The organism is Dokdonia ponticola (assembly GCF_042653865.1).
Lineage (GTDB): Bacteria > Bacteroidota > Bacteroidia > Flavobacteriales > Flavobacteriaceae > Dokdonia > Dokdonia ponticola.
Genome location: NZ_JBHSFV010000012.1, coordinates 39,611 through 61,322, shown reverse-complemented (window position 1 = coordinate 61,322; position 21,712 = coordinate 39,611). Strand labels below are relative to the sequence as shown.

Genomic DNA, 21,712 nt, shown 5'->3' with positions numbered 1-21,712 from the left:
TGGAATCTACTTTCACATTATTATGATTACAGCAGAACAATTAAAATCACTCCAAGAGCGCATTGAAAGCTTAAGGAGATATCTTTGACATAGATCGAAAGCTTATAGAAATAGCCAACGAAGAAGAAAAAACATTTGACCCTGATTTTTGGAATAATCCAAGAGAAGCTGAAGCCTTTATGAAACAGCTTCGCTCTAAGAAAAAATGGGTGGAAGATTATAAAACAGTATCCTCAAAAACCGAAGATCTCGAAGTATTATACGAATTTGCCAAAGAAGGAGAAGCCCCTGAAAAAGAGGTGCAAAATCAGTATGATATCACCTTAGATTTATTAGAAAATATAGAATTCAGAAATATGCTTTCTGAAGAAGGAGACGAGATGAGTGCAGTATTGCAAATCACAGCAGGTGCTGGTGGTACCGAAGCTTGTGACTGGGCAGCCATGCTGATGCGTATGTATCTCATGTGGGCAGAAAAGAAGGGATATAAGGTCAAAGAACTCAATTTTCAAGAAGGAGATGTAGCGGGCATTAATACCGTTACCTTAGAAATAGATGGCGAGTTTGCTTTTGGATGGCTTAAAGGTGAAAATGGGGTACATCGATTGGTACGCATCTCCCCTTTTGATAGCAATGCAAAACGACATACCTCTTTTGCCTCTGTATATATATATCCGTTAGTTGATGATACGATAGAAATAGACATCAACCCCGCAGATTATGAGATTGTCACGGCAAGATCATCGGGTGCTGGAGGACAGAATGTAAATAAGGTAGAGACCAAAGTACAGCTTACCCATTTCCCGAGTGGGATTAAAATATCATGTTCTGACAGCAGGTCTCAACACGACAATAGAGCAACCGCCTTACAAATGCTTCGATCGCAATTATATGAAATCGAACTTCGTAAACGTATGGAGGCACGCCAAGATATTGAAGCCAGTAAAATGAAAATAGAATGGGGGTCACAAATACGATCGTATGTCCTTGACGATAGACGTGTAAAAGACCACCGTACAAATTATGAGTACCGTCAACCAGAAAAAGTGCTTGATGGAGAGATTGATGCATTTTTAAAGAGTTACCTTATGGCGATGGGCCAAGAGGAAGAAAGTGATCAATTATAAACTCTAAAAACACATGTTTCCCTACCCATCACCGATTGAGAGGACGCAAAACTGCTTTACGAGCAAGAGTGATATAAAACCATGAAAGAAGTAAAAACAATCATATTTGATTTAGGTGGGGTCTTAATAGACTGGAACCCTGAATATGTATATCTTAAAGAATTTAGAGGTGATCGCGCCAAAATGGATTGGTTTCTAGAGCATGTTTGCGCATGGTCTTGGAATGTAAATCAAGATGCTGGATATCCGATAGCAAAAGCTACACAGGAGCGTATTGCTTTATTTCCAGAATATGAAGAACTTATTAAAATGTATTACGGGCGTTGGGAAGAAATGCTAGGCTTTGCTCATGAAGGGACACTCGCTATTTTAAAAAAACTTACGGACAATCCTGATTATAGAGTTCTAGCATTGACCAATTGGAGTGGAGAAACGTGGCCTAAGGCTATTGCAAAATTTCACTGGCTACAATGGTTTGAAGGAATTCTGGTCTCTGGAGATGAGAACATGCGTAAACCTTTTGCAGACATCTATCAGCTCATGCTCAGTCGATATAACATTAACGCCGAAGAGGCTGTTTTTATAGATGATAGCCTTGCCAATGTACAAGGATCTGAAACGGTAGGAATCACAGGAATTCATTTTAAAGATGCGCCAACGCTTGACATCCAATTAAGAACCTTAGGAATCAAATTATAAATAAACAGACATTAATTATTAGAACGCTTTCGCGAAAGCAAACCCATTATGATCAAAATATATCACCACCCAAAATGTTCAAAAAGCCGAGAAGGATTAGCCATAGTTGAAGCTTCTGGAAAACCCTTTCAAATCATAAAATACATGGATGAGCAATTACCTGTTCCTACATTAGAGCGCGTTATTGATGCATTAGGGATTAAACCTATGGAACTTGTAAGAACTAATGAAACTATTTGGAAAGAAAGCTACAAAGGGAAAACACTCTCAGATAATGAGATCATAAAAGCCCTAGCGACACATCCAAAATTAATACAAAGGCCTATCGTGATTAACGGAAAAAAAGCAATTATAGGGCGTCCACCGTCAAATATTAAATCTATTTTGTAAATTCACACCATAAAATTAAATTCTATCTAAATAAATATTACAATTAATTATGAAAAAAATAATCGCAATTGTTGCTCTTTGTTTCCTAGGATTAGGAGTAGCGCAAGCTCAAGTATCACTCCAAAAGTCAACAACTAAAAGTGCTGTCCAGTCTGGAGTTGTAGAAATGCTTACTCAAAAATTAAATCTTTCTCCTCAACAAGTAGCGTCTATCACTAAAATTATGGGCGTATTTGCTGAGTCTAGAAAAACAATACAACAATCTACTGGAATGACGCCAGAGGTAAAAGCAGAAAAACTTAAAAAGATCAATGATAGAGAGGATATGAATATGAAAAATATTCTTGATGACACTCAATATGCTAAGTTTCAAGAACTAGCAAAAGATATCAGAAAAGGGTAATATTTTTTAACTCCTGTTTAACACACAGATTAACGCCAGTTTAACAACTGGCGTTTTTTTATGGAGTAATTTCGATGAAAATATTTAAAAGAAAGAATGAAACCAACCATCTTAAGCGTTTTCGTAATGCTTTTTACTTTATCGCTACTAGCGCAATCTCCTGGAGGAGAAATCACACTATCTGGAACTGTTTTGGACAAGCAAGCATCGTATCCCTTGGAATATGCAACCATTACCTTAACAGACACCAGCAACCCTCAATCCATCAACGGGGGAATCACGGATTTTGACGGGAAATTTGCTATCAAAACTGCACCAGGAGTGTACGACATCAAAATTGAATACATCTCCTTTAAACCTGTAATTTTAAAAGCTCAAAAATTAGATAAAGACACATCACTAGGCACTATCAGCTTAGAGATGGATGCTGCTACCCTAGAAGAAGTCACAGTAGTTGCTGAAAAAACAACAGTAGAGTTTAAACTTGACAAGCAAGTATATAATATTGGAAAAGATCTTACAGTACGAGGCGGTACCGTAAGTGATGTATTAGACAATGTTCCCTCTGTATCTGTAGATGTAGAAGGAAATGTTGCTTTACGAGGTAATGATGATGTGCGCATCTTAATCAACGGAAAGCCTTCAGGGCTTGTAGGATTAAATAGTACAGAAGCCCTGAGACAACTCCCAGCTGAATCTATAGAACGTGTGGAAGTGATCACCTCTCCATCAGCTCGATATGACGCCGAAGGAAGTGCGGGTATCCTTAACATCATTTTGAAAAGAAGCAAATTACAAGGACTCAATGGGGCATTAACTACCAATGTTGGAAATTTTGGAACAAGAGGTATTTCAGCGAATGTGAATTACAGAACGGGTGACTTCAATATTTTTGCCACGGGAGGATATAACATAAGAGGATCTGAAGGTAATAGTTCTACAACAAGGGTACAACCCAACGGTCTTTTTATTGAAGAACGTGAGTTTGAGAGAGAACGCGGAGGGCTTAATTCTAATTTTGGGGTAGAGTATTATTTTAATGATAATACCAGTATTACAGGATCTGTTGTCGTACGTGATAGTGACAATGAAAATGGATCTGTTAATAATATTACAGAAACAGAAAATGAAGATATTTTTCTAACCCAAAGACTAGCGCCAGAAACAGAGCAAGACTTCACCACACAATACAGCCTTAATTTTAATAGAAGATGGGAAAACGATGGAAACCTCTCTATTGAACTTCAATATGAAAACTCCGAAGAGGTAGAATTTGTAGACATTTCAAACATATCATTAAACTCAGATATTGGTGTCGAGCTAGAAACCAATGAAACTATTGAAGACCAAAAACGTTTTTTTGCACAAGTAGATTTTGTGCAGCCGCTAGGCGATGATGCTCGTTTTGAAGCTGGATATCGAGGTAACATATCAGAGCTTGATACAGACTTTACGGTTTTTGACAACCTTGATAGTGATCAGCTAGAATTAAATACTGACTTAAGTAATAGTCTTATCTTTAATGAAGATATACACGCTTTTTACACGCAATATGGTACTAAAGTGAATAAATTCAATTTCCTAGTAGGACTTCGCTTGGAGTATACCAATATTGAAATAGAACAACAAACCATTAGTGATTTTCGCAGTAGAGACTTTACCAATTTATTTCCTACACTAAATATAAATTATGAATTTAATGAAAAGGAAACGGTTAGTTTAGGATACAATAGACGGATTAGAAGACCCCGTGGTTTCTTCTTAAATCCATTCCCTTCTAGAACAAGTGCTACCACTTTTTTCCAAGGAAATCCAAACTTAAATCCAAGTTTATCGAATGGAATAGATATTAGCTATCTTAATAGAATAAGTAAGTCACTAACTCTTAACGGATCTATCTTTTTTAGACGTACTGAGGACACCTTTGAATTTGTTTTCTTAGAAACAGATCAAGTAGCTATCGTTAATGGGAATGAAGTAGCCGTCTTAAACAGAACGCCTATTAACCTTTCTAGAAATGACAGAATAGGGATTGAAGGAACTCTTACCTATTCTCCTACTAAAAAATGGCGTATTAATGCTAATGTAAACGTATTTAACTCTGAAACTGTCGGAGAATTTGAAGGAATAGATTACGGGGCTAGCAACTTTACGTGGACGGCAAGGCTTAACAACAAATATACGTTACCTTGGGGTATTGACTCACAAACTCGTATTAATTACAGAGGTCCTTCGGTAAATGCTCAGAGTGAAAATGAAGGAATCTTCAGTGCAGACCTTGCGTTTAGCAAAGATCTTTTTAATGAAAAAGCTTCGATTGCACTTAATATCTCCGATGTATTTAATTCTCGTATACGAAGATCTAACGTAAATTTCCCTTTTCCTGGAGAAAGCGCGTTCCAATTCAGAGAGCGTACCGTGAACCTATCGTTTACCTATCGTTTTAACCAAAAGAAAAAACGTGAACGTCAAGGCGAATTCAACGGAGGAGATGAAGAATTTGAGGGATAAAATACCAATTGACATATAAAAAGTAATATTCTTAAAAACTTAAAAAGAGGTATTCTTTATCTAAGAATACCTCTTTTTAAGTTTCATTGAAATATTTACAAACGATAGCTGTTATATCTAGTAGTTTTACAAATAAAACTTTTACAGTTTAAAAAACTACACTAGATTTACAGCACCAACAACCCCATATAAAATAAATCCTTTGCTAGCGATTTTAAAAAAAGAAATCAATTCGTTTTTTGCCTCTCCCATAGGGTATCTAGTCATTAGCTTGTTTTTGGTAGTCACAGGGTTATTCCTTTGGGTATTTGAAGGAGAGTTTAATATCCCTAACGCTGGTTTTGCAGATCTTGCACCTTTCTTTCAACTCGCCCCTTGGATATTCACTTTTCTAATTCCTGCCATTACTATGCGTAGTTTTAGTGAAGAGCAAAAAACAGGAACACTAGAACTTCTTTTAACAAAACCGATCTCTACCTTACAGCTCGTCTTAGGGAAATATTTTGGGGCCCTTGTATTAATTATCATTACACTCATTCCCACACTTATTTATGTAGTGGCTATCCATCAACTTGGAAATCCAGTGGGAAATCTTGATATAGGCGTCACCATAGGATCGTATATAGGCCTGCTATTTCTTGCCGCCAGTTTTATCGCGATGGGTGTATATGCTTCTACCCTATCCGATAACCAAATTGTGGCCTTTATTCTAGCGGTACTCTTTTGCTTTGTTTTTTATTTTGGCATTGATGGGATTGCAAGTTACACACACCCCATGATAGCAAATTTTGGAATGCAAACCCATTATGATAGCATTAGTAGAGGGGTGATAGACACTAGAGATTTAATTTATTTTATAAGCATAATTGCTTTTTTTATATACCTAACCAAAAGTACCTTAAACAAAAAGAGATAATCCACTTTTGTGAAAACGTTTAAAAAAATACCCGCGCTCATCATAGCAGTCATTGCTTTCATCCTCGTTAATTACGTAGGATCATTAGCGCATCAACGGTATGACCTCACGCAAGACAAAAGATACACCCTAAGCGATCCCGCCAAAGCCGTCATCGACCAAATTAAAAGTCCGCTAATTATTGATGTTTTTTTAGAAGGAGACTTTCCGCCTGAGTTTAGAAAGCTTCAAAATGAGACGCGGTATTTACTAGAAGAAATCTCCAATTACAACCCAAATGTTTCATTTGCCATCTCAAATCCTGTAGAAGATGACGCTGATGCCAATGAGATTGCACAACAATTTGCCAATTTTGGGATGACACCCCTTCCACTGACCGTCAAGCGTAATGGGGAAGAAAAAACCCAAATCTTGTTTCCCTGGGCAACCGCCAATCACAACGGGAAGGCGATTCCTATTTCCCTTATAAAAAACATTGCAGGTGCATCACCAGAACAGTTTGTGTATGCGTCTATACAAAACCTTGAATATGCCTTTGTTGATGGGTTTAATCGTCTGCTTAACGCCAAGAGCAAACGCATTGCGGTGCTTAAAGACAATGGCGAACTCCCCGATGCTAAGATTGCTGATATGTTTCGTAAGTTGGGCGAAACCTATAGCATTGCTCCTTTTCCGATGAGTGTTGTCGCGGAGAATCCTGAAAAAACATTACAAGCATTACAAAACACCTTTGATTTGGTGGTCATAGCAAAACCCACCAAAGCCTTTACCGATGCACAAAAATTCGTGTTAGACCAATACATCCTTAATGGTGGTGACACTTTATGGTTGATAGATGCGGTGGCTATGGAAAATGATAGTCTGCGTAATGAGAATGGAAAAGCTTTTGCCTTTCGGAGAGACTTAAATCTCAATGATCTTTTCTTTAAGTATGGCGTTCGGATCAATCCGGTGTTGGTCAAAGATTTGTATTCTGCCCCTTTAAGCCTAGCTTCTGGTGATGGTAGTGAGTCAAAATATCAAGAATTGCCTTGGTTTTATCAACCTGTGGCTCCGGGTTTTAATACGCACCCCATCAATACCAATATAGAACGCCCCGTTCGGTTTGAGTATGCCAATCAAATCGAAGTGCTTAACAATACGGCAGCGATAAAAAAGACAGTTTTACTCACCTCTAGCGTCCTTACAAAATTAGAAGGTGTTCCTAAAGAGATTTCTTTAGATGAAATCGGTATAGAACCTACTGAAGATGAATATCAAGCAGGACCACAACCGTTGGCTGTACTACTAGAAGGAAGCTTCGAGTCGGCTTTTAAAAACCGTGTACAGCCGTTTAAATTGGACAGTATACGCTTTCGCGAAAGCGCAACAAACCCCTCTAAAATGGTGATTATTGCCGACGGAGATATTATCGTAAATGATGTAGATGCCAAGGGAAATCCGTTGGAATTAGGCTTTGATTATTTTACAAGAAAGCAATATGGGAATAAAGAGTTTTTACTGAATACAGTCAATTACCTTCTTGATGACACGGGTCTTATTAACATACGAAGTAAAGATATAGCGCTTCCTTTTCTAGACACTCCCAAAGTTGCAAATAGCATTAACAAGTGGCAAGCCTTGACAATAGGGCTTCCGTTAGCTTTACTCTTGATTTTTGGAGCTTTGTTTTTCACACTTCGCAAACGCAAATATGCGAGATAGCTGTTGATAAGTTTCTTTCTTAGACCGTCTCATTTAAAATATATTTGTAGGTACGTATTTCTATATCAGAAATACAATTTCGAATCATTCAATCATTGCCATTGCAAACCCAATATATACTATGAAATTTATAGTCTCTAGTTCATACTTACTCAAACAATTACAGGTTTTAGGAGGTGTTATTAATAACAGTAACACATTGCCCATTTTAGATAATTTTCTTTTTGAATTAGATGGTAACGCCCTTACCGTATCTGCATCAGATTTAGAAACCACCATGATGGCGACATTAGAGGTCGAGTCTGAAGACAAAGGAATGATTGCATTGCCTGCGAGACTACTTCTAGATACCTTAAAAACGTTTCCTGAGCAGCCACTTACCTTTACACAAGAAGAAAACAATACTGTTGAAATAAGCTCTAGCCATGGTAAGTATGCCCTTGCCTATGCAGATGGTGCGGAATTTCCAAATGCAGTATCTCTAGAAGATCCTAGTGTCGTAAAAATACCAGGAAGCATTCTTGCAACTGCTATAAACAATACCATTTTTGCGAGTGGGAATGATGATCTTCGCCCAGTGATGAGCGGTGTATTTTTCCAGTTTGGTACAGACGGACTTACCTTTGTGGCAACAGATGCTCACAAACTTGTAAAATATAACCGAACCGATGTGACTGCTTCACAAACGGCTGAATTTATCATGCCTAAGAAACCGCTGAATTTATTAAAAAGTATTTTAGGATCTAATGATGATGATGTAACAGTTGCCTATAACGATTCTAACGCTCGATATACATTTGACAATGTAGAATTGATCTGCCGTCTTATAGATGGAAAATATCCAAACTATGAAGCGGTGATTCCAAAAGAAAATCCAAATAGACTTACCATAGACCGTAATCAGTTTTTAAACTCAGTACGTCGTGTGTCTATTTTCTCAAACAAAACAACACACCAAATCCGTTTAAAAATTGCAGGAGCCGAATTAAATATCTCTGCAGAGGATATCGATTATAGCAACAAAGCAGAAGAACGTCTTACCTGTGATTATCAAGGTGACGATATGCAAATTGGATTTAACTCCCGTTTCCTCACGGAAATGCTTAATAACATGAATGCCAATGATGTTTCTTTAGAAATGTCATTACCCAATAGAGCTGGTATTTTAACTCCCATCGACGGATTAGACGAAGGAGAAAGTGTCACCATGCTTGTAATGCCTGTCATGCTCAATAACTAGATTAAGTGTTAATTACGAAAGAGCAAATTCCTTATGTGAATTTGCTCTTTTTTTTGTGCTAAATTTTCCTGCTTATTTCCCATTATTTTAAGTACTTTAGCTTCTGTATTAATTTGATTTTAAATGAAAAAACTTTTTTTTATACTCGGCTGCGGCGTTATTCTTCTTTCGTGCAAAGAATCAAAAGAAGCAGTAGTAACTCCAGAAAAACCTGTATACATAGATGTGACCTCTTTAGAAGGTGATGGAAACAAGGTACTTCCTAAATATATGGAAACTATTACAGAAACAGAACTTAGAGAAATGCTCTTTGTATATGCTGGTGATGAAATGGAAGGGAGAAACACGGGAGATCCTGGACAAAAAAAAGCAGCTGAATATTTACGCACTTATTACAAAGAGAATAATATTTCCTCTGGAACTCCAGATGATAATTATTATCAGAAAGTTCCTAAAGAGTTTTTTAGAAAAAATAGTGGACTTAATGATTCTGAAAATGTACTCGCATTCATCAAAGGGTCAGAAAAACCAGAAGAAGTACTTGTCATTTCGGCTCATCTAGATCACGTAGGGATTGATTCTAAAGGAAATGTATATAACGGTGCCGATGATGATGGCTCTGGTACCATTGCCCTTTTAGAAATTGCCGAAGCCTTCAAGCAAGCTATTGAAGATGGCTATCCGCCAAAACGTTCGATTCTTTTTTTACATGTAACAGGAGAAGAAAAAGGGCTTTATGGTTCTAAATATTACACAGAAAACCCAGTATATCCATTAGAAAACACCATTGCCAATCTCAATATTGATATGATTGGGCGTAATGATTTTGAGCACCCTGATGATAATGACTATGTCTATCTTATTGGATCTGACAAGTTAAGTACCGATCTTCATAATATCTCTTCGGCGATCAATATGAAGTATTTTAATATGAATTTGGATTATCGCTACAATGCAGAAAATGAGCCGAATCGTTTTTACTACCGTTCTGACCATTATAACTTTGCAAAGCACAATGTGCCTATCATCTTTTATTTTAATGGAGTTCATGAAGATTACCACAAAATCTCTGACACCCCAGATAAAATTAATTATCCGTTGTATCAAAGACGTGTAAAATTGGTGTTTGCTACTGCTTGGGAGCTTGTAAATCGCGAGGAGCGCCCTGTGGTAGATAAGGCAGTACCAAAGCCTTAAAAGAATTATTTAAAAAATATAAAAAAGCTTCGAAAATTTTCGAAGCTTTTTTTATAAAATGATTGGTAATATCATCATATTGATTATCTTTGCAGTCGCTAATTAAAATGGTGGTTGTAGCTCAGTTGGTTAGAGCATTGGTTTGTGGTACCAAGGGTCGTGGGTTCGAGCCCCATCTTCCACCCAAATAGCAAAAGCTTCTCAGAAATGGGAAGCTTTCTTTGTTTCTTATAAGGGAATCTAGAAATTGGGCGAGAAGTTTATGCTGAGCGTAGTCGAAGTAAGCCCCATCTTCCACCCAAATAGCAAAAGCTTCTCAGAAATGGGAAGCTTTCTTTGTTTATACAAATCTCAAAATAGAAAAAGGGCGAGAAGTTGATGCTGAGCGTAGTCGAAGTAAGCCCCATCTTCCACCCAAATAGCAAAAGCTTCTCAGAAATGAGAAGCTTTCTTTGTTTTTGACATTTTTGAAGCTCACTTAAAATGCATCCATAGGAATATTCGTTGTCAAAGTTCTCGACTGCGCTCGAAGTGACATTAGTGTGATTAAGATGTTATCCCGAATCCCCAATAATCTTTTTTCATCTTCCGCTTTCGCGAAAGCATAACTATACGGGGTTTAAAAGGAATCTGGAATCAGGATAAAAAGTCGTGAGTCGTGAGTCGTGAGTCGTGAGTCGTGAATTATAATGCTTTCTCAACAATTCCTAGTATCTTTTTTTTCACTCTCGCGGACCTGCCTCGCCGACAGGTAAGAGCATAGTTATGTAAATTCTCAAACGAATCTGGATAAAGGAATAGTACTATATTTTTATGCGTATTGAATATTTGTACAGTTACAAAAACGGTGGTAACTTTAAATTTTCTGTACGCTATTGAATACTAAAAACAAACGTTTTATCACTAAGAATCATAGTTGACTTCTTTTTGAATCATTATCAAAGTAGTGTATAGAAAATTTAAAGTCATACAAAAATTCAAGATGAAATTAACCTTACGCTTAGCTGCCATCTACAACATCCTCTGGGGAAGTTGGGTGGTATTATTTCCTGATCATTTTTTTGAACTCGTTGGTATGGAGCCTCTCAATCATCCTATGGTATGGCAAGGCATGGGCATGGTGATTGGTGTATATGGCCTAGGGTATTGGTGGGCCTCTTATAATCCTATGAGACATTGGCCAATTGTTGCTGTGGGATTTTTAGGTAAGATTTTTGGCCCTATTGGATTTGTCTTCAATTATGCAAAAGGAGAAGTACCGTTTGAATTTATTTACACGCTATTCACCAATGATTTTCTTTGGTGGATTCCTTTTTTCCTGATTATGAGAAAAGTACACACAGAATATCATTGGAGACTATCATGATCCGTTTGTTAAGATTTGTTTTAATTGTATTTTACTTCCTTGCAGGGTGCTATCATTTCGTCAATCCAAATTTCTACCTAGGGCTCATCCCCGATTATTTGCCTTACCCATCTTTTATCAATTATGTGAGTGGAGGACTTGAGATCGTTTTGGCTATAGGTGTTGCCTATCCAAAAACAAGATTGCTTGCCGTAAAAGGGATTCTTCTTTTATTAATTGCATTTATACCGTCACATCTTTATTTTATTCAAGTAGGTTCTTGCGTAGACACTACTTTTTGTGTGTCTCCATGGGTAGCGTGGATTCGGTTACTAATCATTCATCCGTTGTTCATGCTTTGGGCTTGGAGCGTACGAAAAACCCCCTAAAATGACTTTAGAAATACTCCGTTTAATGATTGATGCTGGTTTTATGGTCCTTATTTGGGCGGTACAATTGGTCATATATCCAAGTTTTGGCTATTATTCAAAAGCAAATCTGCTGATTTGGCACAAAAGCTACACAAAGCGCGTCACTTTTATCGTCTTACCCTTAATGTTGAGTCAACTGATATTAGGAGTCATACAATTATGGACGTTACAAAATTGGTATACACTCCTGAGCATGGTGATTATAATTAGCCTATGGCTTTTAACGTTTCTTGTATTTGTCCCGCTTCATCAAAGCATTGACAACAATACACCCGTTGAAAATGTGTGCGAGAAATTAGTTGCAAAAAACTGGACACGAACGGTCCTATGGACGCTCTTATTTGTTGTGTCTGTAGTATATATCACATGATGTACTGAGATCAATTACAGTTACAGTACTTTATTTATAAACAGGATCATCATAATGAGGGTATAGGTGACAGGAAACCCATATCTACAATGTTTTAACAGTTTAATTTTATCTTTTACTTCATTGGTCGAATTGAGTCTGTGATGTAAAATCACAGCTATAATACCCAAAAATATAAAGATATATCCCACGATGATTACATATTCTATAAAGGTATTATACGGGAGTTTTGGAAGAATAGATGCTGAGTAAAAATTAAATGCTACCACGGTAAGCATTAGCGTAAAACCAACACCAATTTGCGCACTAAATTCCTTGATCCAGAAAATTGAAAATGATGATAAAATAATAATCATAAGCGGAAAAAGCACCTGCCATAGATAATATCCATAAATCCTCTCAGCTTCTACCATAAAAATCACTCTGGAATATGTTTTTTGTGCTTCCGACTCATTATTTGGAAACTCAAAACTGTTGGTTGTAATAGCGTCTTTTAAATTGGTAATCTTCCAATCTTCGGAGATTATTCCAGAAAGGTTTTCATTATCTAGTTTAGGAAATAGCTCACTATTTGTAAAAATGAGTTGAGATTGATCATAAGAAAACGCCTCTATTTCCACTTTAAAAGTTTGAGAATCGAACGGAAATTTTTGATAATCCATATCGGTACTGAAGGTGTCGAAGAAACGTTCTACATACTCAATTTTATGATCTCGATGTATTTCTATTCGTATGTTTGGGTCTTCTTTACTCCCCTGAACATTGATAAGCTCAAATGCAGGAATCCAAAAGTCATTTTTCATGAGTTCCTTCGCGCGTTCATTTTCATAAATCATGGATTCGGCCAAAGAATCTTCAGCGCTAAATACGACGCGTTCATCTATCCAAGAATAATACATATACCCATCAATTTGATACGTTTCATTCACCGAATCAATATTGTAGATTTTATTAATATAAAGTGTCGCCGAAACCTTAACGGGGTCAGCTCCTGAATGTTGCTGAATACCCTGTTGCCCGTATAAAAAGGATGGAGCAAGAAGAAGCACACACACTAAAACAAATAGCCGAATGTAATTTATTGCGCTATTGTATACTTTACACACTTTTATTTTTCTTAACATATGGGTATCGCTATTGTTTTGGGTATCGTTTAGGTTTGGCTTAAAACATCAAATAGACGCTTGTTTTATTGATCTTTACTGGTTGTTATGCACTTATTTATTTCCGAAAATACTGAAACTAAGTTGTCTTCTATTCATTTTAGCTGTCTTTTTAATTTTCACAGCTTCTTTTTTTTACATAACCGACGCTGGTGAGTGATTATACTGCGTTCTGCTAGCGAACAAATCAATTAACTATACCATTATGCCGTAATTTGCGGTTTTCTATACTGTTTTTATTTGCTAAATTACACACGTACTGAGCAACTAATTTTATACAACCACATTGTTGCCCATAGAAAATTGAAAAATTGAAAAAAATAATATTCATATTCTTTATAGGTTCGATAGTTGTTAATTGCTCACCTGCGCGAAAATTTAGCCCGATTCAAGAAGCTGTTTTTCACATGAAAAAACAATTAAGGCCTAGTCTGAACTTTCAATATGGGACTTTAATTGAATTACACGTTGAAATTATTGACGGAGATAGTTTATACCTTCATAGGTATCAAGGAGACTATTTACTTAAAATCCTAAAAATCAATGGTGAAAAGATTGATAAGCCAATTATCTTTGAATTTGAAGACCACACCTACGGTAGTTTTCCAACTGGAAACTTCGAATTATACAAAAGGTTGTTTGATAAAGAAATTGAGCGACTAGATTCAACTATGATCGAAGAAATGAAAAAGAAATATGTAGGCAAAACCTTTGAAATCGTTGCTTATGAATCAACTAAATCAACTGGAAAACCCCGTGATACTTACAAATACACAGGAATCTCACCGCAACTAAATTTTCATTTCATAAATTATTTAGTAATCATTAGAGATCTCAATAAAGATTCGTTAGTCCCCCCACTGTTACGCGATTGAATCACGTTCCGATAGCAAACGTATCTTTGAATTACATCTCAATAAAAAATAAACACCAACCACATTATAAGTGTATTAAACACAGATAAAAACAATGAACATAAAAACACTTATACTGTTAACTTTGATAATTTTAATCATTGGTTGTGATACGAGACCTAAGTTTTTCCAAGACGTTGAAAAAACTCGTGATGAATATGAATTGAAATGGGCTTCAATCGAATTAGGCAAGTTGGCTGATTCTACATTCACTGATTCGACAGATTTAAAATCAGTTTTAAACTTCAAAACAATAGATTTAAAAGGGGAAGTAACCTCTGTTGACATGGAGACTGCTGTCAGATTGTATACGTCTAATACTAAAAGTGAAAACCTTAAATTATATCCAATTTTTGAAATAAAAAATACATCAAAAGTAATAGTCCCCGTTTTTGGAATGGGGCTTTGGGATAAAATATGGGGTAAAGTATTGCTAGATAAGGATTCTATGAAAGTTCTTACTATAGAATTTGAACATAAATCTGAAACGCCTGGAATTGGTGGTAATATCAATGACACTATATTTAAGGCACAGTTCAATGGAAGCCTAATCAATCCTACAAATAAGAACTTTTCTCTTTATCAAGAGGATAAGAAATTGATTGAAGGTAATCAAAGAATTGATGGAATGTCAGGAGCAACAATAACAAGCAAAGGCGCTATTGAGATGCTAAATAATGATCTCATAAAATATAAAGAGTACTTACTCCAATAACCAAGGAATTCACACCCTTGACTCCCTGTAATGCGATTTCCTACCTACAGCAAGCAGGCTTGTCGCTCGTGCCTCACTCGCTCAAAATGACTGAGACAAAAGTCCACCTACTCCCCCAACTTCTCAATATACCCATCCAAAAACAACAAGCGTTTTGCGGTCCAATCGGTCATATAATCAAGGCCTTCGGGGTCGAAGCTAACATCATTCCATCGTTTTTGTTCGCGTTCGTAAAAAAGTCCTTCTTTGAGTTCGGTGTAGAGATCGGCTTGGCGTTTTTGTAAGGATTCGGTTTCAAACACCCCTTGTCGCAGTTCGCGCCATCGGTTTTGAAAACGCTCAATAAAATTATCGGGATTGACCGCAATTAGGCGTCTTAAAAGACCATTGGTCAAAAAATCATTGGTAGTAGAAATACGTCTTCCGCTAAAAATGGTGCCAAACGTCCCATCCAGATCCCACGGCACATAAAAATAAGGTTCCCCTTCATTGTAGCGAGCTGTGTAGATATTCTTCCCCAAGTTATCGGGAGCTCGTAAGGCGTTGATGAATAAAAAATAATCAATTAAGTTGTCCAGTTGGAAACGTGTGGAGATCGCTTTCGCGAAAGCGGTATCATCACTATGCAACACAAAATCTGTAAAGTCGTATAGATGATCCCAAGGTCTATTGGTCGGTACAGGGTATTTAATGTCATAGCCGCCCCAGGAAAGCAAGTAATTCTTTTTCTTGGGAAGCGAGTCAAAAGTGCAAGCACCGAGATACCGAGCTCCCTGAAAGAGCTCTCCGCGGGTAGTGTTCTCTTTTTCCTTTTTAAGTTTTAATAATTTACGATCGACTTGCTCACTTAAAAGATACACCCCTTTATACTGATCATTGATAAATACCTCGCAGTAGCGGGTCTCTACGCCTGCTTTGGCTTTGGGTTCTTTGTCTAGGTAATAGGGCGTATGAATCTCTTTCCAAAGCTGATACGAGAGATGGGAGCGCATTCTAAGCGGTTCGTTATGTAATGCATCCAAAATCCAATCATCATCGTTACGCATTTTGGCAAATTTCAGATCTTTATTGGTCAGTCCATCTGCAGCCGTATGCAGATTAATATCATAGGTTTTTTTAGGAAACACCAACGAGCTACTACCGCGTAGCTCAATGCCTGCGTAGGTTTTTATGAGCGTATCTTTATCGGTATAGATAAGATTTGCTATACGTTTAGGTTCGTTGACAATCGGTTGATCTATATAAAATTGGAGTATCGGTTTTTTGGTCAGGTATAAGATATAGGTCTTTCCGTTGGCATCCATTAGTTGGTGCGCTACCCCTACAGACGGGTCTTTTTTAGAAAGTTGTATTGTGTAACGTTTGTTATTGTGAAGGACTTCCTGATTTCCTTTTCCTTTGGGTAATTGACTACGTTGCATCACTGCAATTGCCAACGAATCATCTATCGCGATGCTTTGCGCCTGACTTCTAGAAATGGAAAACAAACAAAGTATACCTACGATTCCACCAAGAAAACGGTAGCTACAAGACATAAAACGTGTGGTCATACAAGACATGTAATGCAAAGAAATAAATTAAAGCCGCAAGATATACCTTTGTTTTTTAGCAACAAATCAAAAGTATACCAAAAGGATTTTAAAACAAGTACTTATAGAAGCTAATTACAGGGCTTATTTTACAATTTATTGGGTAGTTTAGATTAGAATCTACATCATAATTGAAGTCAAGCCCTTAAAAACCTTTCTATTTTTATATTTTCGCTTTCAGAAATACATTTCATGCACAAAAGAGTTGTCATCGTCTTATTTTTACTTTGCACTAGTATGGTTATGCATGCGCAAGAACCTGTCAAAAAACCGTTTGATGTTGATATCAATTACTTTTACGGGAATATCATTGAGCACAGTAAAGATATTGCGCATTTGATTACAGCACACCCTAGAGGTCTAATTTTAAGTTATAGTCGTAAAACCTACGGACTCAACGAGTGGGAACGCAGATATAATTATCCAGATTGGGGATTTTCATTTATGTATCAGGATTTTGGAAATGAGTTTGTGGGTGAGAACTATAGTCTATTTGGACATTATTCCTTTTATTTTCTAAATAGGAAGCTTCAGTTTAGAGTTGCACAAGGGATTGCATACAACAACCGTCCGTTTGATATCGAAAATAATAAGAAGAATAATGCATTTGGATCAAATCTACTAAGTGCCACCTACCTCCTACTGAATTACAAACAACAAGTAACACCTCAAATTCACTTACAAGGAGGATTAACACTTACCCATTATTCTAATGGAAATGTACGCGCACCTAATACGAGTCTCAATACCATAGCTGCTAACATAGGTGTTGTATACACTCCAAAAAATCAAGAAATTCCTGCGTATATTCCGCTAGAAAAGATATCGTACAAAGAACCTATTACGTTTAATTTTGCCTTGCTAGGAGGCGCCAATGAGAGTGACAGGTTAGGTTTGGGACAACATCCTTTCTTCATTGCTTCTGCCTTTGTTGATAAACGTATTTCTTATAAAAGTACTTTACAAGCTGGTGTTGAGGTGTTTTTCTCACGCTTTTTAAAAGAACAAATTGAATTTGAAGCCATTGCTTTTCCTCAATTTGGAACCCAAGGGGATGAAGATTGGAAGCGCGTAGGCGTTTTTATAGGTCACGAACTCCGTTTTGGACGGGTTGCCTTCCAGACACAGGTAGGATATTACGTATATTATCCTTACGATTTTGAAGGGAGAGTCTATCAGAGAGTGGGACTCAAGCGGTATTTTGGGGATCATTTTTTTGGGATTGTTTCTGTAAAAGCACATGGTGCCAAGGCAGAGGCAGTTGAATTTGGCATAGGATATCGATTATGAAACACATTAAACACATACAGATAGGGATGTTTTATACGCTTTCGCGAAAGCGTATACTAGCTGCATTCCTTTTTATAGCAATCCTCTTACCTAGCTGTAACTCTGAAGATGCTAACGATTGCCTTCAAACCGATGGAGATGCCATTACGCGAACTATAGAACTTCCTTTTTTTGATAAAGTTCGCACGGAAAATGATATCCGACTTGAAATTACACAAGGCGCTACACAAAGCATCACAGTAGAAACTAGAGAGAATCTTTTTAATGATCTCGTATTTAAAGTAGAAGACGACACTTTTGTGATGCAAAATAAGAATGGGTGCAACATATTCAGAGATTTTGGACAAACACTCGTACGAATCACCGTACCCAACCTTAGGTTTATAAAAAACAGCGCTACCAATGAGATACGGAGTAATGGAACGCTTACATTTCCTCAGGTCCGGTTAGAAAGTATCACAACACCAGGAGTTGATAACCCAAATAAAACAGGAGATTTCTTTTTAGATTTCCAATCTGAACGAATCGTGATCGTAGCCAACGGAATGAGTGATTTTTTCATCTCTGGAACTACAGATGAACTTAACGTCATCTTCTCTGATGAATTTCCTACTTTATATGGTGAGGATTTAATTGCTCAAGATGTCATTGTAAGACATGTAGGTGCTGCTCCCATGATTGTAAATCCTCAAGAAAGTATTACAGGTGAGATCAGAGCTACAGGAGATGTCATTGCAAAAAATCAACCCCCAATTGTGGATGTAGAAGAACTGTTTACAGGACAATTAATCTTTGAATAGTAGTTTTAGTTTGCAATTTTCTATGCAACTTATCTTCCATCTTTACCCCTAAGACTACCTTACGGCGTTTCAAAAACCCTTTTTATCGATAAAAAGTAGGAATCAACATACCTATGACTATCAATTTATAATGGGTATTTGTATATTTACGGGTATTAACATTTAAAATAAAAACAATCATGGTTAAAGCAAAATATCAGAAAGTTCTAGACTTAGGAGAAAAGCTAGGTGTAAAAGATGGTGACGTAAAAGAAGAAAATGGCGTTTTACATATCAAAGGGACGGCAACAAATCAATATCATAAGAATCAATTATGGGATGCTATCAAAGAAGCTGGAGGCGAAAGTCCAACAGATATCATGGCTGATATTAAAGTAGAAGACACCTCTGTCTATGCACACCATACTGTTGCCAAAGGAGAAACTTTAGGAAAGATTGCAAAGCATTATTATGGGAACGCAATGAAGTATACAAAAATCTTTGAGGCAAATAAACATATCCTTAAAAATCCGGATGTTATTCATCCAGATCAAGAATTAATAATTCCACATCTTGAAAAATAAAAAGTAAAAGTATACCACAAAAAAAATCCCCTAATTGGGGATTTTTTTTATTTTTAGCCTTGTCTAAAAAATTGACTTTATTATTTAATTTTCAGCGAATTAAATTATATTATCGCAACTAATTATTTAATCATTAAATTCAGAAAGCATTTGCTTTACTTTTCGAAGTTTTGAGACCCAAACAGCTAATGCTTCTTTATGTTTATTGATATTTTTATGCACTTCTTTCACCAAAGGATTATCATCTGCAACATGCTGAAAGAATCCTAAATTATTTTCTAATTGGTTAATTTCTGCTTTAATTTCTTGTACTTTTTTAGTGATAAAGAATCGTTCTTTTTCCAAAGCGCTAGCATCATTCTCCCCTACCATCGATTGCATACGATTCTCATAACGGATCATTTCAGACTCTTTTTTGTCAATATCTAATTGTCCAAAAAGTTTATCTAATTCTTTATTAAAAAGGTCATCAATTTTCCTTTTTGCATACGGCACTCTCCCTATGGATTTCCAAGTAGCAATATGCTCTTTTAATAAAGCTAAGTCCTCTTGATGATCGCCTTCTAACTTTAATCCTTTAAGGGTATCAAGTAGTGCTTGTTTTTTTACATAGGCTTCTTCCTCTCCTGCATTTGCCTGTTTTTTGGACTGGTGTAAACGATCGAAAAAGTGATTACAGGCACTTTTAAATTGTTTCCAAATCTTATCGCTGTCTTTTCTAGGTACATGACCAATCTTCTTCCAGTCGGCTTGTATCTTTTTCATAACCTCGATAGTGGCAGGAAAGTCATCACTATCTTTATGTTCCTCAGCGATCTCAATAAGGGCTAATTTCTTAGTGAGATTTTCAAATTGTTCCTTCTTCTGAGATTTGTAGAAGGCATTCTTTTTATGGTTAAACTCTTTCACCACTGTTTTAAAACTTGCCCATACTTCTTCATTAACATCAGTAGGGATACGTCCCGATTTAAAGAAGGCTTCTCTTAATGCTTCTACCTCTTTTACCTTAGACTGTACTTCTTGGTGAGAAACGATGTCCTTAGATTTTATGACGTTTAGCTTTTCAATGATGTCGCGTTTAACTTCAAGGTTTTTTACCCAAGTAGCTTCTATTTCCTTTTGCCTTTCGTCTCTAGCGTCATGTATTTTTTTGGTGGCAGCACTGAATTTATCCCATATCTCATCACTATACTCTTTAGCAACAGGGCCTATTTCTTCTTTCCACATGCGATGTAAAAGCTGCAATTCCTTAAAAGCCTTGTTGACTTTAGGCTCTAATGCTAGCTCCTCTGCACGCTCAATGAGCTGCAACTTTTTTGCTAGATTATCTTTAAAGTGCTTGTCTCTAAACTCGCGATTTAAATGTAATAACTCATAAAAGTTATCAATATGGTGGTAGTAATTGTTCCATACCAAATTATAGCGGTCTCTAGGAATATTCCCTGCATTGTTCCAACGCTCTTGAATATCCTTGAACTTGTTAAATGTAGACTGGATGCTTTCTGTACCGCCTAACTCATCTCTTAGCTGCTTTACCTCTTCAATCAGTTGTTCTCTGAAAGCGAGGTTGGCTTTCTGATCTTTTTGCTTGTTTTGGTAATATTTAGATCGCTTGTCGCGGTAGGCGTAATACGTCTCGTTAAATTCTTTTTTTAAGGGCGAGAAATACCTGAAATCTATCACATTTCCTCCTTCTTCCACAAAAGCTGCTTTTGCTGCTTCTTGTTCTTGATCAAACTTAGCATCAATTGCTATCTTAATCTCGTCTACATGTTCCTTAATCAATTGAACCTTTTCATTTGCTAATAATGTCTTCAATTCTTCTAGGAGTTCTTCTGTAGCCATAGAAGTATACTCTTTTTTGACTATTTCTTTAGGCTCTGATACAATCTCTTTAGCAGGAGTCGGTTCTTTAGCAGGTTCTTCTTTGGCAGCTGTAGCACCAATAACAGTATCCGTTACAGTTGCTCCATCTGTTGTTTCTTCTGCTACAACCTCAGTTTTTAGTATTTTAGCTACAGGTTCTTTAGTAGGTTCTTCTACCACGTCTGCTGTTTCCTGATCTATTTCAGCTTCTACAGCTTCCTCTGTAGGGAGTTCTGTAGCTTCAGCTTCGGCGGCTAGTGCCGCTATTTCATCCTGAAGTCCTTTTTTGGGTTGGGGAGTTGTTTCTTCTATCGCTTCAGCATCTTGATTCTTTCCTTCTGTTTCTTGAGATTGTTTTTCTTCTGACATTTGTTTCAATGTTAAGGTTCATTTAAAGAGCTAAAGATACTAATCCCACTCCTATAATTATAATATCCCGTAGGGATTATCCCGCTATATCCTTAAAAACAAGAAAATTT

20 protein-coding genes and 1 tRNA gene are annotated in these 21,712 nt (G+C 36.7%); 18 read left to right on the top strand and 3 right to left on the bottom strand.

Features of this window, described 5'->3' with window-relative positions; all coding sequences use genetic code 11:
- Positions 1-22: 22 nt before the first annotated feature.
- The 13 genes from prfB (at position 23) to ACFO3O_RS17595 (ending at position 12,333) form a co-directional block, all read left to right on the top strand.
- A protein-coding gene (gene prfB, locus ACFO3O_RS17655; protein ID WP_379981264.1) for a peptide chain release factor 2 occupies positions 23-1,127 on the top strand; the annotation gives its coding sequence in 2 pieces (ribosomal slippage) (positions 23-85 and positions 87-1,127; 1,104 coding nt in all).
- Positions 1,128-1,208: 81 nt separating this feature from the next.
- Positions 1,209-1,826, top strand: a complete 618-nt coding sequence (locus tag ACFO3O_RS17650) for an HAD family hydrolase (protein ID WP_379981262.1) — start codon at positions 1,209-1,211, stop codon at positions 1,824-1,826.
- A 48-nt stretch (positions 1,827-1,874) separates the two neighbouring features.
- Complete coding sequence (gene arsC, locus ACFO3O_RS17645; protein WP_379981260.1) at positions 1,875-2,216, top strand: arsenate reductase (glutaredoxin); 342 nt, start codon at positions 1,875-1,877, stop codon at positions 2,214-2,216.
- A gap of 49 nt (positions 2,217-2,265) precedes the next feature.
- A complete protein-coding gene (locus tag ACFO3O_RS17640) occupies positions 2,266-2,619 on the top strand; it encodes a hypothetical protein (RefSeq protein ID WP_379981259.1) in 354 nt (117 codons plus the stop codon).
- A gap of 96 nt (positions 2,620-2,715) precedes the next feature.
- Positions 2,716-5,130, top strand: a complete 2,415-nt coding sequence (locus ACFO3O_RS17635) for a TonB-dependent receptor (RefSeq protein ID WP_379981257.1) — start codon at positions 2,716-2,718, stop codon at positions 5,128-5,130.
- A 202-nt stretch (positions 5,131-5,332) separates the two neighbouring features.
- A complete protein-coding gene (gene gldF / locus ACFO3O_RS17630) occupies positions 5,333-6,046 on the top strand; it encodes a gliding motility-associated ABC transporter permease subunit GldF (protein WP_379981255.1) in 714 nt (237 codons plus the stop codon).
- 9 nt (positions 6,047-6,055) lie between these two features.
- Entirely contained in the window at positions 6,056-7,750 is a 1,695-nt protein-coding gene (gene gldG, locus ACFO3O_RS17625; RefSeq protein WP_379981253.1) for a gliding motility-associated ABC transporter substrate-binding protein GldG, read from the top strand.
- Positions 7,751-7,871: 121 nt separating this feature from the next.
- Positions 7,872-8,990, top strand: a complete 1,119-nt coding sequence (gene dnaN, locus ACFO3O_RS17620) for a DNA polymerase III subunit beta (RefSeq protein WP_379981251.1) — start codon at positions 7,872-7,874, stop codon at positions 8,988-8,990.
- A gap of 123 nt (positions 8,991-9,113) precedes the next feature.
- Positions 9,114-10,187, top strand: coding sequence for a M28 family metallopeptidase (locus ACFO3O_RS17615; protein ID WP_379981249.1), 1,074 nt, complete (start codon positions 9,114-9,116; stop codon positions 10,185-10,187).
- Positions 10,188-10,296: 109 nt separating this feature from the next.
- Positions 10,297-10,372 (top strand) — tRNA-His (locus ACFO3O_RS17610).
- A gap of 797 nt (positions 10,373-11,169) precedes the next feature.
- On the top strand, positions 11,170-11,553 hold the full coding sequence (locus ACFO3O_RS17605) for an alkyl hydroperoxide reductase (protein WP_379981247.1): 384 nt from the start codon (positions 11,170-11,172) through the stop codon (positions 11,551-11,553).
- Between the two features lie 98 nt (positions 11,554-11,651).
- Positions 11,652-11,921, top strand: a complete 270-nt coding sequence (locus ACFO3O_RS17600) for a hypothetical protein (RefSeq protein WP_379981245.1) — start codon at positions 11,652-11,654, stop codon at positions 11,919-11,921.
- Position 11,922: 1 nt separating this feature from the next.
- Entirely contained in the window at positions 11,923-12,333 is a 411-nt protein-coding gene (locus ACFO3O_RS17595; protein WP_379981243.1) for a hypothetical protein, read from the top strand.
- 20 nt (positions 12,334-12,353) lie between these two features.
- Here the strand turns inward: ACFO3O_RS17595 and ACFO3O_RS17590 are convergent, their stop codons facing one another.
- Positions 12,354-13,457 (bottom strand): ligand-gated ion channel, encoded by a 1,104-nt coding sequence (locus ACFO3O_RS17590; protein WP_379981241.1) that lies wholly within the window; start codon positions 13,455-13,457, stop codon positions 12,354-12,356.
- 446 nt (positions 13,458-13,903) lie between these two features.
- Here ACFO3O_RS17590 and ACFO3O_RS17585 point away from each other — a divergent pair, with 446 nt between their 5' ends.
- Positions 13,904-14,371: a hypothetical protein gene (locus tag ACFO3O_RS17585; protein WP_379981239.1), complete on the top strand. Its 468-nt coding sequence runs from the start codon at positions 13,904-13,906 to the stop codon at positions 14,369-14,371.
- A gap of 94 nt (positions 14,372-14,465) precedes the next feature.
- Complete coding sequence (locus ACFO3O_RS17580) at positions 14,466-15,125, top strand: FMN-binding protein (protein ID WP_379981237.1); 660 nt, start codon at positions 14,466-14,468, stop codon at positions 15,123-15,125.
- A 107-nt stretch (positions 15,126-15,232) separates the two neighbouring features.
- Here the strand turns inward: ACFO3O_RS17580 and ACFO3O_RS17575 are convergent, their stop codons facing one another.
- Positions 15,233-16,675: a CotH kinase family protein gene (locus ACFO3O_RS17575; protein WP_379981235.1), complete on the bottom strand. Its 1,443-nt coding sequence runs from the start codon at positions 16,673-16,675 to the stop codon at positions 15,233-15,235.
- Between the two features lie 231 nt (positions 16,676-16,906).
- Between ACFO3O_RS17575 and ACFO3O_RS17570 the strand changes: the two genes are divergently transcribed.
- The 3 genes from ACFO3O_RS17570 to ACFO3O_RS17560 all read left to right on the top strand — a co-directional run bounded on the left by ACFO3O_RS17570 (position 16,907) and on the right by ACFO3O_RS17560 (position 19,367).
- On the top strand, positions 16,907-18,004 hold the full coding sequence (locus ACFO3O_RS17570) for an acyloxyacyl hydrolase (protein WP_379981233.1): 1,098 nt from the start codon (positions 16,907-16,909) through the stop codon (positions 18,002-18,004).
- Positions 18,001-18,804, top strand: coding sequence for a head GIN domain-containing protein (locus tag ACFO3O_RS17565; protein ID WP_379981231.1), 804 nt, complete (start codon positions 18,001-18,003; stop codon positions 18,802-18,804). Before ACFO3O_RS17570 ends, ACFO3O_RS17565 begins: the two co-directional genes overlap by 4 nt.
- A 179-nt stretch (positions 18,805-18,983) precedes the next feature.
- Positions 18,984-19,367, top strand: a complete 384-nt coding sequence (locus tag ACFO3O_RS17560; protein ID WP_379981229.1) for a LysM peptidoglycan-binding domain-containing protein — start codon at positions 18,984-18,986, stop codon at positions 19,365-19,367.
- Positions 19,368-19,493: 126 nt separating this feature from the next.
- On the opposite strand, the gene ACFO3O_RS17555 is transcribed toward ACFO3O_RS17560, so the two are convergent.
- Complete coding sequence (locus ACFO3O_RS17555) at positions 19,494-21,602, bottom strand: DUF349 domain-containing protein (RefSeq protein WP_379981227.1); 2,109 nt, start codon at positions 21,600-21,602, stop codon at positions 19,494-19,496.
- Between the last annotated feature and the right edge of the window lie 110 nt (positions 21,603-21,712).